At 71.5% G+C, this 14,768-nt stretch carries 14 protein-coding genes and 1 pseudogene; 7 read left to right on the plus strand and 8 right to left on the minus strand.

Annotated elements, in window-relative coordinates; all coding sequences use genetic code 11:
* A pseudogene (locus NQ160_RS08465) lies at positions 1-941 on the minus strand (transcription-repair coupling factor); the annotation flags it as partial.
* A 78-nt stretch (positions 942-1,019) separates the two neighbouring features.
* On the opposite strand from NQ160_RS08465, the gene NQ160_RS08470 reads away from it, so the two are divergent.
* Positions 1,020-1,550, plus strand: a complete 531-nt coding sequence (locus NQ160_RS08470) for a hypothetical protein (protein ID WP_257514787.1) — start codon at positions 1,020-1,022, stop codon at positions 1,548-1,550.
* A gap of 28 nt (positions 1,551-1,578) precedes the next feature.
* Here NQ160_RS08470 and pth read toward each other — a convergent pair whose 3' ends face one another.
* Together pth and NQ160_RS08480 are read right to left on the minus strand one after the other, a co-directional pair.
* Positions 1,579-2,163, minus strand: coding sequence for an aminoacyl-tRNA hydrolase (pth, locus tag NQ160_RS08475; protein ID WP_257514788.1), 585 nt, complete (start codon positions 2,161-2,163; stop codon positions 1,579-1,581).
* Between the two features lie 136 nt (positions 2,164-2,299).
* Positions 2,300-2,932 carry a 50S ribosomal protein L25/general stress protein Ctc gene (locus NQ160_RS08480; protein WP_257514789.1) on the minus strand — a complete coding sequence of 211 codons (633 nt, stop codon included), beginning with the start codon at positions 2,930-2,932 and terminating at the stop codon, positions 2,300-2,302.
* A 211-nt stretch (positions 2,933-3,143) separates the two neighbouring features.
* On the opposite strand from NQ160_RS08480, the gene NQ160_RS08485 reads away from it, so the two are divergent.
* Together NQ160_RS08485 and NQ160_RS08490 are read left to right on the plus strand one after the other, a co-directional pair.
* A complete protein-coding gene (locus NQ160_RS08485) occupies positions 3,144-3,266 on the plus strand; it encodes a hypothetical protein (protein WP_257514790.1) in 123 nt (40 codons plus the stop codon).
* Between the two features lie 66 nt (positions 3,267-3,332).
* Positions 3,333-4,001 (plus strand): FadR/GntR family transcriptional regulator, encoded by a 669-nt coding sequence (locus tag NQ160_RS08490; RefSeq protein ID WP_257514791.1) that lies wholly within the window; start codon positions 3,333-3,335, stop codon positions 3,999-4,001.
* A 19-nt stretch (positions 4,002-4,020) separates the two neighbouring features.
* On the opposite strand, the gene NQ160_RS08495 is transcribed toward NQ160_RS08490, so the two are convergent.
* Positions 4,021-5,457 carry a gluconokinase gene (locus NQ160_RS08495; protein WP_257514792.1) on the minus strand — a complete coding sequence of 479 codons (1,437 nt, stop codon included), beginning with the start codon at positions 5,455-5,457 and terminating at the stop codon, positions 4,021-4,023.
* Positions 5,458-5,659: 202 nt separating this feature from the next.
* Here NQ160_RS08495 and gndA point away from each other — a divergent pair, with 202 nt between their 5' ends.
* The 4 genes from gndA (at position 5,660) to NQ160_RS08515 (ending at position 10,090) form a co-directional block, all read left to right on the plus strand.
* Positions 5,660-7,240: an NADP-dependent phosphogluconate dehydrogenase gene (gene gndA, locus NQ160_RS08500; RefSeq protein ID WP_257514793.1), complete on the plus strand. Its 1,581-nt coding sequence runs from the start codon at positions 5,660-5,662 to the stop codon at positions 7,238-7,240.
* A gap of 11 nt (positions 7,241-7,251) precedes the next feature.
* Positions 7,252-7,698, plus strand: a complete 447-nt coding sequence (locus tag NQ160_RS08505) for a VanZ family protein (protein ID WP_257514794.1) — start codon at positions 7,252-7,254, stop codon at positions 7,696-7,698.
* Between the two features lie 146 nt (positions 7,699-7,844).
* Complete coding sequence (locus NQ160_RS08510) at positions 7,845-8,579, plus strand: response regulator transcription factor (protein WP_257514795.1); 735 nt, start codon at positions 7,845-7,847, stop codon at positions 8,577-8,579.
* Positions 8,580-8,662: 83 nt separating this feature from the next.
* Complete coding sequence (locus tag NQ160_RS08515) at positions 8,663-10,090, plus strand: sensor histidine kinase (protein WP_257514801.1); 1,428 nt, start codon at positions 8,663-8,665, stop codon at positions 10,088-10,090.
* 26 nt (positions 10,091-10,116) lie between these two features.
* On the opposite strand, the gene NQ160_RS08520 is transcribed toward NQ160_RS08515, so the two are convergent.
* The 4 genes from NQ160_RS08520 to NQ160_RS08535 form a co-directional block, all read right to left on the minus strand.
* Positions 10,117-11,658 (minus strand): FAD-dependent oxidoreductase, encoded by a 1,542-nt coding sequence (locus tag NQ160_RS08520; RefSeq protein ID WP_257514796.1) that lies wholly within the window; start codon positions 11,656-11,658, stop codon positions 10,117-10,119.
* A gap of 60 nt (positions 11,659-11,718) precedes the next feature.
* A complete protein-coding gene (locus NQ160_RS08525) occupies positions 11,719-12,600 on the minus strand; it encodes an FAD:protein FMN transferase (RefSeq protein ID WP_257514797.1) in 882 nt (293 codons plus the stop codon).
* Positions 12,597-13,022 (minus strand): FMN-binding protein, encoded by a 426-nt coding sequence (locus tag NQ160_RS08530; RefSeq protein WP_257514798.1) that lies wholly within the window; start codon positions 13,020-13,022, stop codon positions 12,597-12,599. Before NQ160_RS08530 ends, NQ160_RS08525 begins: the two co-directional genes overlap by 4 nt.
* Positions 13,019-14,768: HAD-IC family P-type ATPase (locus NQ160_RS08535; protein WP_257514800.1), on the minus strand; the 1,750-nt coding region annotated here is incomplete at its 5' end. The genes NQ160_RS08535 and NQ160_RS08530, both read right to left, overlap by 4 nt.

Raw genomic sequence — 14,768 nt, forward strand, 5'->3', positions numbered from 1 at the left:
CTCCACGCCGCCTCGAGGAACTCGCGGTTGGTGTCGCCGAGGGTCATCGCGCGGGTGACCGACCGCTCGGGGTCGACGAGCGCGGCGGCGGTTCCGCGCGGGAGGTAGTCCGCGATGGTGACGATCTCGTCCACGAGCACCGGCAGGAGGGACTCCATGCCCTCGGCCGGGATGCCCTCCGCCATCTTCTCCAGCATGCCGGAGAGTCCCGGGTACTGACCGGCGAGCCCACGGGCGCGCTCGCGCACCGCCTCGGTGAGCAGCAGCTCACGGCTGGGGATGAGGGTGACCTCTTTGACCTCTCCCGGCAGCGACCGCTGGTCGGCGACCGAGAAGGCGCGGATCTCGTCGACCTCGTCGCCGAAGAACTCCACGCGGTAGGGGTGGTCGGCCACCGGTGGGAAGACGTCGAGGATGCCGCCGCGCATCGCGTACTCGCCCCGTCGCGAGACCATGTCGACGCGGTGGTAGGCGAGTTCGACGAGGCGCCGGGACACATCGGTGAGGTCGTGCCCGCGGCCGCCGGCGACGAGGTGCACGGCCTCGATGTCGGTGAGCCCGCCGGCGATGGGCTGCACGGCGCTGCGCACCGACGCCGTGACGATGAGGGGCACGGTGCCGTCCCACGCCGCGACATCGCGAAGCACCGCAAGGCGCTGACCGACGGTCTCTGCGCTGGGGCTCAGCCGTTCGTGCGGCAGCGTCTCCCACGCCGGGAAGTGGTGCACGATGGCGCCAGGAAGCATCTCGCCCAGGGCGGTGCCGAGAGACTCGGCGCGACGGCCGGTGGGAGCGATCGCGAGGAGGGCCGCCGGTTTGCCGGCCTCACGGCGGCGCTCGACGAGCGCGGCGAGCAGGGGCGCGTCGAGGCCCTCGACGATCGAGAAGTCGGTGTCGACCGACGAGGAATCCACCGCCTCCCGGAAGGAGTCGGCCTGCATGAGGGCGCGCACGATCCCGGGAACTGTCACGCTACGAGTCTACGACCGCCGGCGGACACCGACTCGTAGGATGGGGCCGTGAGCGACCACCCCGCGCCTTCGGCATCCCAGCCTCCGTACCCGACGCCGTCCGCCGCGCCGCCGCCGCCGTACGGCTACCCGGCGCAGCCCTATGCCGGCCCGCCTGCCGGGCCCGTCGGGCGACCGCCCTTGCGAGAACCGCAGGCGCCGCGGCCGGGCACGCTCGGGACCGTCGCACTCGTGCTGGCGCTCGCAGCGGCCGTGCTCGCCTCGGTGATCGCCGCCGTCGCGTGCGTACGCGTCGGGGAGGTGGGCGGAGCCGCGATCCTCGCGGGGCCGGCCTCGGAATTCGACTTCGCCTACCTCGCGCCCGCGCGGGGATCGGTGCTCACTGCGGAGCTGAGCTTCTGGGCCGGTACCGTGCTGGGGATCTGGGCGCTTGTGCAGGGCATCGTCGCGATCGCGCAGCAGCGGGGTCGCGGGCAGGGCATCGCCGCGGTGGTCGTCGCCGCGCTCGGTCCCGTGGTCTTCGCCGTGGCCGTCGTGATCGGCCTCAGCGCCGGCGCCTCCGGTCCACTCGCCTTCTGACTGCGAGTGAGTATTCGGGCGCGAATACTCACTCGCGAGGGGCGTGATGGCGCTGCTGCGCGGCGAGGAGGCCCTCGCCGATGAGCTGTTCCACGGCGTCGGCGGCATCGGAGACCAGCACGGGCAGCGTCTTGCGCTCCGTGGGCCCGAACGGGTCCAGCACCCAGTCCGCGGCATCCTGCCGCCCGGGCGGACGGCCGATCCCCACCCGCACGCGCGCGAAGTCGGGGGTGCCGAGAGCCTTGGCGACGTCGCGAACGCCGTTGTGTCCCCCGTGCCCGCCGCCCACCTTCAGCTTGATGGTGTCGAACGGGATGTCCAGCTCATCGTGCACGACGACCACGCGCTCGGGCGGCACACCGTAGAAGAATGCCAGGTTCGCCACCGGCCCACCCGACACGTTCATGAAGCTGTTGGGCTTGGCTAGCACGATCTTGTCACCGCCCGGACGCAGCCACGTCTCGGCGGCACGGGCGTTGGCCTTGTGCGCACGGAAGGTCTCGGACCGCCGCGAGGCGAGTTCGTCGACGACCATCTGCCCGATGTTGTGCCGTGTCATCTCGTACCGGGGGCCGGGGTTGCCGAGCCCCACGACGAGCCAGGTGTCAGCCATGTCATCCATCCTGTCGGAGAGCGCCGGGGGCCAAGCCCGCGCGACGCGAGCACGTCGGCCCAACGCGAGCGAGCTCACATCACCGCGAGACGCGAAGAGGGGGTGCGGAATCCGCACCCCCTCTTCGTGCAGGTCCTTACTCGGACTCGGACTCGGACGCCTCGGACTGGTCCTCGGCGACGGCCTCGTCGGCTGCCTCGATCTCGTCGACGGCGGCGAGGGTCGACGACGGCACCGACACGGCGACGATGAGCGTCTCGGGGTCGGCCACCAGCGTGGCGCCCTTCGGGAGCTTCAGGTCGGCGGCGGTGATGTGCGCGCCCTCCTCGAGGCCCTCGACGTCGATCTCGATCGACTGCGGGATGTGGGTGGCCTCGACCTGGAGCAGGATGCTGACGGCGTCGAGGTTCGCGATGGTGCCGGGGTAGGGCTCGCCGACGACCGTGATCGGGATGTCGACCTCGATCTTCTCGCCCTTCTTCACCACGAGCAGGTCGATGTGCTCGATGATCTGGTGCACGGGGTCCTTCTGCACGTCCTTGACCAGGGTCAGCTGCTGCGTGCCGTCGACCTCGAGCTCGAGCACCGCGTTGGCGCGGCGGATGAGCAGAGCCATCTGGTGGCCGGGCAGGGCCACGTGGAGGGGCTCGGTGCCGTGGCCGTAGATGACGGCGGGGATCTGGCCGGACGCGCGCAGGCGCCGGGCGTAGCCCTTGCCGAAGTTCTCGCGCTTGGTGGCGACGACCTTGGTGTCGGTGTCAGTCGACATGATGATTTCTCCTTGCGGGCTCTTCAGCCCAGATCTGGGTCTGTGGTTCGACTCGAACGCATGCGCGTGAGGAAAGCCGCAAGGCCTGCATCACCGCGTCGATCACGGATGGCTGCGCATGGCGCGCGGCATCCCTCGCCGAAGTTCGGTCCGAGTCTACCAGCGGCGCCGGTACCATGAAGACGCCCACTCACCTGCCCGGAGGACTCCCATGGAATACGGCTTCATCTCCCACGCCCTCGTGTGGCTCATCGGCGCCATGACCGCGGTCGCCGCCGTCGGGGCCGTGGGTGCACTGTGGTCCATGGGACGCCAGGGGTACAAGAAGGGCTGACCCGCAGTCCCACCCGCTCGTCGTCGATCGGAGAATCCGGTGGCCCAGGCCTCTCACGGATCGGTCATGGACGATCTGGGCATGCGGATCGCGTCCGGACAGCTGCCTCCGGGGTCGATCCTGACCCTCGCCGGGCTCGAAGAGCAGTACGGCGTGTCGCGCACCGTGATCCGTGAAGCCGTGCGCGTCCTCGAGGCGATGGGGATGCTGCTGTCGCGCCGCCGCGTCGGCGTCACCGTACGACCCACGTCGGAGTGGAGCGCACTGGACGGTCGCCTCATCGGCTGGCAGCTGCGCGGTCCCGGTCGCGACAGACAGCTGGTCGTCGCCAACGAGCTGCGCGCCGCGGTGGAGCCGATCGCCGCGCGCCTGAGCGCGGAGCGCGCCCGGCCCGACGAACGCGAGCGCATCGTCCGGCTCGCCGATCGCCTCGAGCAGCTGGGCGCCGAGGGCCGCGGTGACAGCGATGACTACCTGACGGCCGATATCGCCTTTCACGACCTCGTTCTCGATTCCAGCGGCAATCCGATGCTGGCCGCGGTCAAGCCCGCGGTCGCGGCCGTGATCACCGGGCGCTCCCGCGCCGGGCTCACCCCGGGCGTTCCGGATGCCGAGGCGCTGCACAACCACGTGCAGACCGCCGCCGCGATCGCGCGCGGCGACGCCGAGGCCGCCGAGCACCACACCCGCCGCTACGTCGAGGCGGTGCTGGGCGAGGTCCAGTCCCGCGACTGACCTGCGGCGCCTTGCCAGGTCAGCGACCGACCTGCGGCGGCGCCGTGCGGGCGTACTGGTCGAGGTACCTGGCGAACCCGGCGTCGTACTGCTCGCGCCGCTGCCCGCGCGGACGGATGACAGTGGGAGCGCCGCCGTCCAGAGCGGAGTGGCGACCGTCGTGCCCGGTGGCTCGCAGGCCCATCCGCACCGCGCCCACGAGGGAGCTATGCTGGCGGGTCGACACCTCCATGTCGACCCCGAAGACATCGGCGGTCAGCTGCGTCCACATCGGCGACGAGAGCACCCCGCCCGAGAGCACGATGCGCCGCGGCACGCCGTGCGCCGCGACGAGCTCGCGGTAGCAGTGGTACAGCGAGTAGACGATGCCCTCGAGCACGCCCTGGTACATGTCCGCGCGGGTGTGGTGCGGTTGCAGCTCGAGCCACCCGCCGCGGCGCTGGTCCTGCCACCCGGGGCTTCGCTCACCGAAGAGGAACGGCAGGAACACCGGCAGATCGGTGGCGTCCGGCGACAGGAGCGGTTCGAGTTCGGCGTAGTGGACGTCCGCCCCGAACAGCCGCTCGCGCGCCCAGTCCACACAGTTGCCACAGCCCGACGTCGCCGCTCCGCTCAGCGGCCCGACGGGCGATCGGTACGACCAGGTGCTGAACGAGGGCGAGGGCGACGGATGCCGCGTGGCGATGCGCAGCGCTCCGCTCGTGCCCATCGAGAACGTCATCTCCCCCGGCTCGGTCGCGAGGTCACCGACCTGGCTGAGCCCGCCGTCGGGGCCGGGGGTCAGCACCGGGATGCCCGCGCGCAGCCCGAGCGCTGCTGCACCCTCCGCCGTCAGCGGCGCCGTCGCCGTCGACGGGCGCAGCGGAGGCAGCCCGACGTCGCTGAGCCCGAGGCGGTCTGCGACCTCGGCATCCCACTCCCCGCTGCGCGCGTCGAGCAGGCCGGTGCCCGACGCGAGCGACGCGTTCGTCCAGATCTCCCCGGTCAGGCGCGCGAAGATGAGGGTGGGCTGGTCGAGCGCCACTGTTCCCGCGAGGTCGATCCCCTGCTCCCGCAGATGCATCAGCTTGAACGCCGGATACGAGGCGTTGACCATGCATCCGGTGCGGTCGTGGAACCAGCGCGTGAACTCGTCGTCACGGCGCAGCCGCGCCGAGAGGTCCTGAGCGCCGGTGTAGGGCCACTCCATCACGGGGGTGACTGCCGTCAGGTCGCGGCGGCGCAGGGTCACGCCGTGCCAGGTGCCGCTCAGCACGATCAGATCGACCGGGCCGCCGCCGGCACTCTCGCGCCCCAGCGCCAGCAGCTGGGCGCAGATCGCGTCGCCGTCGCGCACCGCCGCGTCTGCTCCGTCGTGCTCGAAACGGCGGGAGGCGACCTGCACATCACCGGTCTCGGTGTCGAAGAGCATGGTCTTGGCCGACGTCGTGCTGGCCTCGAGGGCGAGAATCTTCATGGGCGCATCCGTCATGGGCGGGACCGGCGCCGCATCGGCGCCGCACCCCAATGATATGATCATTCGGTCTTCGCGCGGCGGACCACGCCGTCGCGGGCTCCGTCACACGCGCGGAGATCGGACCGGTGGCCGCACTACGCTGGACGGGCCGGGGTGCGGCCAGACCGCGGCGCACCGCAGGTCGGCAGGCACGAGGAGAAGCATGAACGACAACGCCCAGACCAACATGTCCGACGACCGCGACGACACCCCCGGTTCCGCCGGCCTGCACGAGGGAGCCCCGTCGCCGGAGGACGTGCCCCGCGACGCACCCGCCGCCGAGGGACCCGACTCCCCCGCGGCCCCGGTCGCCAACATCGGCGTGGTGGGCCTTGCCGTCATGGGCTCGAACCTCGCCCGCAACCTCGCCAGCCGCGAGGGCAACACCGTCGCGGTGTTCAACCGCTCCCGTTCCAAGACCGATGAGCTCGTCGCCGCGCACCCCGAGGCGGGATTCGTGCCCGCGTTCTCGTACGACGAGTTCGCCGCGTCGCTGAAGAAGCCGCGCACGGCCATCATCATGGTCAAGGCCGGTGGCCCCACCGACGCCGTCATCGACGCCCTCACCCAGGTGTTCGAGCCCGGCGACATCATCGTCGACGGCGGGAATGCCCTCTTCACCGACACGATCCGCCGCGAGCGGGCGGTGCGCGAGACGGGCATCAACTTCGTCGGGGCGGGCATCTCGGGCGGCGAGGAGGGGGCCCTCAACGGGCCGTCGATCATGCCGGGCGGCTCCGACGCGTCGTGGGTCACGCTCGGCCCCATCCTGAAGTCGATCGCTGCGGTCGCCGAGGGCGAGCCCTGCGTCACCCACGTCGGCCACGACGGCGCGGGGCACTTCGTGAAGATGGTGCACAACGGCATCGAGTACGCCGACATGCAGCTGATCGCCGAGGCCTACGACCTCATCCGCCGCGGCACCGGCATGTCCCCCGCCGAGATCGCCGAGGTGTTCGCGGAGTGGAACCGGGGCGAGCTGGAGTCCTACCTGATCGAGATCACCGCTGAGGTGCTGCGACAGGTGGATGCCACCACCGGCAAGCCGCTCGTGGACGTCATCCTCGACCAGGCCGGGGCCAAGGGCACCGGCGCCTGGACCGTGCAGACCGCGCTGAACCTCGGCACCCCCGTCTCGGGCATCGCCGAGGCCGTGTTCGCCCGCTCGCTGTCGAGCCACCCCGAGCAGCGCGAGGTCTCGCAGGACCTGCCCGGTGCCGGCGAGACGCTCTCGGTCGACGACGCCGACGCGTTCATCGAGGACGTGCGCCTGGCGTTGTACGCCTCGAAGATCGTCGCCTACAGCCAGGGCTTCGACGAGATCCGCGCGGGCGCGGCGGAGTACGACTGGGCGATCGACCTGGGCGCGATCGCGAAGATCTGGCGAGGCGGCTGCATCATCCGCGCGCAGTTCCTCAACCGCATCAGCGACGCGTACGCCGCCACCCCCGACCTGCCGGTCCTGCTGACGGCGCCGTACTTCGTCGACGCGCTCGGCCGCGCCCAGGAAGCCTGGCGCCGCATCGTCGCCACGGCGGCGACCTCCGGCATCCCGGCCCCGGCGTTCTCGTCGTCGCTGGCGTACTACGACGGGCTGCGGGCCGAGCGTCTTCCCGCGGCGCTCATCCAGGGGCAGCGCGACTTCTTCGGAGCGCACACCTACAAGCGCATCGACAAGCCGGGCACCTTCCACACGCTGTGGTCGGGCGACCGCAGCGAGATCGAGGCCGAGGACACGCACTGAGCCGGCTCCCGATGCCGGTGCGAAGCCGTCGCGGGCGTGTGCTGCTCGCGGCGGCTTCGGCGCTGTACCTGGCGGTGCTGGCGTCGCTGACCCTCGGCCCACAGCCCGAGACGGTGGGCGGAACCCTCGTCACCCTCGGCGACTGGTTCGGCGCCTGGGAGGGCACGGCGTGGCTCACCTTCGCGGTGCTGGAGTTCGTGTCGAACGTCGTGCTGTTCCTGCCGCTGGGCCTGCTGTGGGTGGCGTGGGTGGGTAGACGCCGCTGGTGGCTGGCCGCGCTGGCCGGGCTGGCCCTCAGCGGCGCGATCGAGGCGACGCAGGCTCTGGCGCTCCCCGACCGCTACCCCGACGTGCGCGACCTCGTCGCGAACACCCTGGGCGCCGTCCTCGGGGCGGCAATCGTTGCCGGCGCCGACCGGGTCGGCCGACCCACGCGAAGGCCCCGAAGGGACCGCTGAGGGTGTGTCAATGTCCCGACGCGCCCTCGGCGGTTCGTGCGGCCGCGTCGGGCGAAGCCGTGCCCGACCCGCGCTGCGGGCACGCTCACAGCCCGCGCATAGCGCACCCCATAGGAATCGTGCACGTCGGGGTTCACAATGGGGGCATGACCGCGCCTTCATCCGTGCCCGCTCTTCGCCGTCCCGACGGCTCCCCCGTGCGTGTGCTCGTGGTCGACGACGAGCAGATGCTGACCGACCTGCTGTCGATGGCGCTGCGGATGGAGGGCTGGGATGTGCGCACCGCTGCTTCCGGATTCGAGGCTCTGCAGGCCGCGCGCGACTTCGAGCCTGACGCTTTGGTGCTCGACATCATGATGCCCGACCTCGACGGCATGTCCGTGCTGCAGCGGCTGCGCCACTCGGGCAACGACGTGCCGGTTCTCTTCCTCACCGCGAAGGATTCCGTCGGCGACCGGGTCGCAGGACTCACCGCCGGCGGCGATGACTACGTGACCAAGCCCTTCAGTCTCGAAGAGGTCGTCGCGCGCCTGCGCGGACTGATGCGCCGTGCCGGGACTGCGGCCGTCGTCGGGAACGAGCCCATCCTGCGCGTCGGTGATCTGACCCTCAACGAGGACTCCCACGAGGTCGAGCGCGACGGCGAGTCCATCGAGCTGACGGCCACCGAGTTCGAGCTGCTGCGTTACCTCATGCGCAACCAGCGCCGAGTGGTGTCGAAGGCGCAGATCCTCGACCGGGTGTGGAACTACGACTTCGGCGGCCGCTCCTCGGTCGTGGAGCTGTACATCTCGTACCTGCGCAAGAAGATCGATCACGGTCGCGAGCCGCTCATCCACACGGTGCGCGGCGTCGGCTACATGATCAAAGCGCCGCAGTGACCGCGGATTCCACGCGACGCGCACACCGCCCGACCGGGCACCGCTGGAGCCTGCAGACGCGGCTGATCACGGCAGTGGTGTCCATGGTGGCGCTCATCCTCGTGAGCATCGGGCTGGCCACCGGCACGATCCTCGGCAACATCATGATGCAGAACCTCGACGCGCAGATCCGCGAGGCGGCATCGCGCATCGCCGTGCGCCCGGATGCCACCGCCCTCGAAGCACTCTCGAGCAGCCGGCAGGAGCCGGGCACCCTGCTCGTGCTCGGCACGGTCACTGAGCTCTCCGGCGCGTACGTCACCGACGACGAATCAGTGGTCGCCCTGGACGACGACGAGATCGCGCACATCCTGACGGCCATCGAGGATCAGCGGGGCGCGACGGTGAGCTTGCCCGGGCTCGGCGAATACCGCGTGCTCATGCCCGCGGACCGTTCCAGCTTCTCGGCGGTGCTCGGAAAACCCACGACCGAGGTGACCGACACCGTCGCGCAGATCCTCACCACCGTGACCCTGCTGACGTCGGGCGGGCTGCTGCTGCTCTCGGCGGCGATCGCGCTGATCATCCGCACGTCGCTGCGGCCGCTGCGCGCGGTCGCCGACACCGCCACGCGGGTGGCATCCCTTCCTCTGGCCGAGGGCGAGGTCTCGATCACCGAGCGCGTGCCGGAGTCCGAAGCCGACGCGCACACCGAGATCGGGCAGGTCGGTGCCGCCTTGAACACCCTGCTCGACCACGTGGGCGAATCGCTCTCCGCCCGTCAGCGCAATGAGGAGCGCATGCGCGCGTTCGTCGCCGACGCGAGCCACGAGCTGCGCACCCCGCTGGCATCCATCCGGGGGTACTCGGAGCTGTCGCTGCGCGCGCTCCACCAGTCGCCGACCGCGCCCGAGACGGCCGCCAACACCGAACAGGCCCTCGAACGCATCCAGGCGCAGTCGCTGCGGATGACGGCCCTCGTGGAGGATCTGCTGCTGCTGGCACGTCTGGACGAGGGCAAGGAGCTCGTCGTCGGAACGGTCGACCTCACCCGGCTCGCGGTCGAGGAGGTGGGCGACGCCCGCGCCGCGGGCCCCGACCACACGTGGCGGCTGGAGGTCGGCGAGGAGCCGGTCGTCATCGCCGGCGATGCCGCGCGCCTGCACCAGGTCGCCGCGAACCTGCTGGCCAACGCGCGCGTGCACACCCCCGCAGGGACGACCGTGACCACGACCGTCGCGTACGAGGACGACAGCGCGGTGCTGCGCGTGCACGACGACGGGCCCGGCATCGATCCGGCGCTCGCGGACGAGCTGTTCCAGCGCTTCGCACGTGCCGACCGCTCCCGCGCGCGGCACACCGGGGGCACGGGGCTGGGGCTGTCGATCGCGCGCGCCATCGTCGACGCCCACCACGGGGAGCTGTCGGTGGACAGCCGGCCCGGGGACACGACGTTCGAGGTGCGCCTGCCCGCACGCGCCGGCGTGGACGGGGACGGGGACGTCGCAGAGCCGGCGGTCGACGCGGGCTGACGGCGACGGCGCCGGGCGCCCCGGGCTCAGTACCCCGAGAAGGCGTCCGTCGTGATCGACCGCGCGCGCTCCAGCGCGGGCGCCAGCTCAGCGATCAGCCCGGGAGGCCCCGAGATGTACGCGTGCCGCGCGGCGATGTCGGGCACGACACGCAGCAGGCCGTCGGCGTCCAGGCGCACGCCCTCGGCCCACCGCCAGTGGGCGGGCAGATCCGCCGGCCGATCGCGGGTGAAGACCACCACGGGCGCCCCCGACGCGGCGATCTCGTCGCGGAAGGCCAGCTCCGACGCATCCGACGCGACGTACACGAGCACGACGTCGCGCTGCTCCCCGGCCAGGCGCATGTGCGTCAGCTGCGAGACGAACGGCGTCACCCCGATGCCGGCGGCCACCATGAGCACAGGACTCTGACGGCGCCGGGGCAGCACGAAGTCGCCCCAGACGCCGGTGACCGCCAGGGGGTCCCCCGCGCTCACCTCGGCCAGCGCCTTCTTGTAGCTCGACTGCGGCCCGCCGCCCTCACGGAACGCGATGCGCAGTTCGGGCAGCTCTTCGGGCGATGAGACGATGCTGAACTCCCGTCGCGTGCCGCGGGCGTCGGGATGGTGGTGCGGCACCTCCAGCTCGAGGAACTGTCCGGGGACGAACGCGAGACGTCGCTCGGTCCGGAAACTCAGCTGCCGGGCGGTCGGCGTGAGGGCAGTGCGCTCGGTGAGGGTGAGCCGCACCGCGGCACGCCAGGAGAAGAAGAAGGCGACCAGGTTGCCGACGAGGAGGGCCCGCTCCTGACCCAGGCTCAGGATGCCGAGATCGATCGGCCACCCGGCGAGCACGCCGACGACGGCAGCGACGGTCAGCTGCTGCCACCGCCGGGGCGGCAGGGTGAGGGGCTCGGAGAGCATGAAGGCGCCGAGGAACAGGAAGGGCGACGCCGACACGATCTGCCAGACGATGTCGGCGCTCGCGACCTGCAGTCCGGCCTGCTGATACTGCACGGAGGTGCGCACGATCGCCACCGCAACCGCGATCACCCAGAAGACCGCCACGACGCGCACCTTCTCGGTGCGCATCAGCACGACGCCGCCCAGCAGCAGCACCGGCAGCGCCAGGTAGGGCGAACCCACCCACCACGCCGACGTGCCGAGGCCCGCGAGTGTGACGACCGTGGCGCCGACGGCGGCGGGGTTGAACACGTGCCGGCCGCGCCAGGCGAGGACGTACTTCGACAGTGAGGCGACCGCCCCGGCGACGGCGATGCCCACGAGCGGCAGCAACTCGATCGACGGCGTCAGCACGAACAGCAGGATGTGCGCCGTGATGAGGGACGATTCCACCCGCCAGGGGAGCTTCAGCACCCGCTGCGCGGCGGCGTCGACGACGCTGCAGGCGGCGGCGAGCACCACCAGGGTGGCGACGAGTTCCAGGGGCGTCGGGACGAGCACGCCGAACAGCGAGGCCACGAAGGCGATCACGGCCAGCGCCCCGAGCGCGGACAGCACGAGGCGGTACATCGACACCTTGCCGAGCACGGCGAAGACGCGGCTCCAGACGGCGGTCAGCGAACCCATCAGGCGTCTCGGGATGAAGCGGAGGGATGCCGTGAAGGTGCTGGTGCCATGACCTCCACGTTATCGCGCCGCAGTGAACAGCTCGGCCGTGCAGCCCGGTGACCAGTCCACCCGCCCGTCGGTCGCCATCCGCACCCACGACACGCCCCAGCCGGCGGCCAGGGCCTCACCGCCGGTGAAGAAGAGCGCCGTGGCGGCGGCGTCCGCACGCATCGCCGTCGGCGCAACGGCCCAGGTCGCCGCAACCGTGCGCACCGGCTGCCCGGTGCGGGCGTCGAGCACGTGATGCAGGCTGTCGCCCCACGCCCGACGGTTCACGGCCGATGCGCAGAGCGCGGCATCCGCCACCTCCCACACGCCGATCGCCCGCGTCGGGTCGTAGGGGTGCTCCAGTCCGATGCGCTCGGTGACGCCGCATACCGAGATGTCGCCGCCCGCGTCCACGACGATCCCGCCGCCGCCCCAGGCAGACAGGCAGCCGGCCACCAGGTCGACCAGGCGCCCCTTGCCGAGGGCCCCGACGTCGATGAGCGCCGGCTCGCGCAGTGTCAGCGTGTCGGCATCCCACGTCAGGCGCTCCCGCCAGTCGCCGGTCGCGGCGACCGGTCCGCGGTCGACGAGGGAGTAGTCCGCGTCGTAGCCGCGATGGGCCAGCGCCCCGCCCACGAGCGGGCTGACGGCGCCCGCGGTCGCCTCGGACATCTCGCCGTAGGCGTCGAGCATCGCGGCCGCGTCGGCGGGCGCGATGACCGTGACCTCCCCGCCACCGCGGGCCAGCGTGCTCACGACCGAGTCCGGCCGGAAGCGCGACCACTCCCCGTCGAACCGCTCGATGACGGCGGATGCCGCCCGGCGCGCGTCGCCCGGCAGCGCCGCGGCGGTCTGCACCTCCCACCGGGTGCCGATGGCGTCGAAGCGCCACTGCGCTCGCGCGGTCGTCACTGCCGGGCGTCAGCCTTGATCTGCTCGATCGCCTCGTTGAAGCCGCCACTGGTGAGCGACGACCCCGCCACGCGGCTGACGGAGATCTCGTCGAGGCTCTTGCCGACGACCTCGTCCGAGATGCCGCCGATGAAGCGCTCCTGGTACCGCTCCGACTCCGGTCGGGTCGGGTCACCCACCACCTCGACCGCCGAGATCACGCCGTCGGTGAGCTCAACGGTGACGTCGATCGTCTCGACCGACTCGGGCGTCGCGTACGAGCCGGATGCCTCGTACGTGCCGTCCGCGTACGAGGCGTCACCTGCGGATGTCCCGCCCGCAGCGTCGGCCGTACCGCAGCCGGCGAGCACCAGCACGCCGGCTGTGCCGGCGAGGGCGGCACCGACGCGCGCGGCGCGGGAGGAGGTATCGGTGGGGATCACGCAGGTCCTTTCCGTGTCGTCGGCAGCTCAGCGCGCCGACGGATGGCTTTCAGCCCCTCGACCGCGAGGAAGATCATGATCGACAGGGCGATGGGCAGAAGCCACGACTGCAGCGTGAGTGGGCGGGATCCGAACAGGTCGTTCATGAAGGGCACGTAGGTGTACACCAGCTGCACCGCGATGAGGACGGCCGCCGACCACCAGATGATCCGGTTGCCGCGCAGCACGTCGGGGGTGAGACTCGAGCGGCTGAGGAATCGGCAGTTGAACAGGTATGCCAGCTGTCCGAGGGCGAGCATCGTGACCGCCTCGGTGCGCGCGTAGGCGATGTCGACGCCGGTCGCGGCGACCGAGTAGAACAGTCCCAGCGCCGCCCCGCCGATGAGGACCGAGACGATCAGCACGAATCCGAGTTCGCGCGCGCTCACGAGCGAACCGCCGGGCGCGCGCGGCGGACGCGTCATGATGCCGCGCTCGGCCGGCTCATAGGCCAGCGCGAGCGAGAGCGTGATGCCGGTGACCATGTTGATCCACAGCACCTGCACGGGCGTCAGCGGCAACGCGAGCCCGAACACGATCGCCACGAGGATCACGAGCGACTGCGCGCCGTTGGTGGGCAGGAGGAAGACGATCGATTTGCGGAGGTTGTCGTAGATGCGCCGCCCCTCGCGGATGGCGCTGCGGATCGTGGCGAAGTTGTCGTCGGCCAGGACGATCTCGGCCGCCTCCTTGGTGGCTTCGGTGCCCTTGATGCCCATCGCGATGCCGACATCGGCCCGGGTCAGGGCGGGGGCGTCGTTCACGCCGTCACCGGTCATGGCGACGACTTCGCCATGGGACTGCAGTGCGCGCACGATGCGGATCTTGTGCTCGGGGCTGGTGCGGGCGTAGACGTCCACCTCGCGCACCACCCGGGCGAGCTGGTCCTGGCTCATCGCCTCGAGCTCGCCGCCGGTGAGCACGGTGACGTCGTCGCCGGCCACCAGGCCCATCTCGCGCGCGATCGCGAGGGCCGTTCCGGCGTGGTCGCCGGTGATCATCTTGACCCGCACGCCCGCGGTGTGACAGTCGGCGATGGCCTCGATCGCCTCGGGGCGGGGCGGGTCGAGGATGCCCCAGAGCCCCAGGAACTCCAGCTCGTGCAGGTCGTCGATGCTCAGCCCGTCTGCGGCGGCGGGGCGACGCGCGGCCGCGAGCACGCGCAGGCCCTGAGCGCTCAGGTCGTCGATCGCACCCTCCCAGTACGGGATGTCGATCGGGACCGGGCCCCGCTCTCCGCGCTGCGTGCGTGAGCGCTCCAGCAGGCGGTCGGGCGCACCCTTCACCAGGATCGCCCGCGAGCCGTCGGATGCCTCGTTGAGCGTTGCCATGAACTTGTTGGCGGAGTCGAACGGGACGACACCCACGCGGCGTGCGCCGTCGACCGAGACGCCCCCCTTCATCGCGACGGCCTTCAGCGCCCCCTCGGTGGGCTCGCCCACGAGGGTCCAGCGTCCGGGTCCGTCGCCGGCGGCGACCGAAGGATCGGGCACGATGTGCGCGTCGTTGCAGAGGGTCGCGACGGCCAGCAGCGGCGCCAGGTCGCGGCGCTGCACGGCGGCATCCAGCGCTTCGGTGGTGCCGACCGCACTGATCTCGCCCGTGGGGTCGTAGCCGAGGCCGGTCGTCACATACGCGCCGCGCGCGGTGACGAGGCGTCGCACCGTCATCTCGTTCTTGGTGAGCGTGCCGGTCTTGTCGCTGCAC

This window comes from Microbacterium sp. zg.Y909 (assembly GCF_024626565.1).

Coding starts and splice junctions, on each gene's coding strand:
- pth (WP_257514788.1), bottom strand. CDS start 2,163: ATGGCTGACACCTGGCTCGTCGTGGGGCTCGGCAACCCCGGCCCCCGG.
- NQ160_RS08480 (WP_257514789.1), bottom strand. CDS start 2,932: ATGTCGACTGACACCGACACCAAGGTCGTCGCCACCAAGCGCGAGAAC.
- NQ160_RS08485 (WP_257514790.1), top strand. CDS start 3,144: ATGGAATACGGCTTCATCTCCCACGCCCTCGTGTGGCTCATCGGCGCC.
- NQ160_RS08490 (WP_257514791.1), top strand. CDS start 3,333: ATGGACGATCTGGGCATGCGGATCGCGTCCGGACAGCTGCCTCCGGGG.
- NQ160_RS08495 (WP_257514792.1), bottom strand. CDS start 5,457: ATGAAGATTCTCGCCCTCGAGGCCAGCACGACGTCGGCCAAGACCATG.
- gndA (WP_257514793.1), top strand. CDS start 5,660: ATGAACGACAACGCCCAGACCAACATGTCCGACGACCGCGACGACACC.
- NQ160_RS08505 (WP_257514794.1), top strand. CDS start 7,252: ATGCCGGTGCGAAGCCGTCGCGGGCGTGTGCTGCTCGCGGCGGCTTCG.
- NQ160_RS08510 (WP_257514795.1), top strand. CDS start 7,845: ATGACCGCGCCTTCATCCGTGCCCGCTCTTCGCCGTCCCGACGGCTCC.
- NQ160_RS08515 (WP_257514801.1), top strand. CDS start 8,663: ATGGTGGCGCTCATCCTCGTGAGCATCGGGCTGGCCACCGGCACGATC.
- NQ160_RS08520 (WP_257514796.1), bottom strand. CDS start 11,658: ATGGGTTCGCTGACCGCCGTCTGGAGCCGCGTCTTCGCCGTGCTCGGC.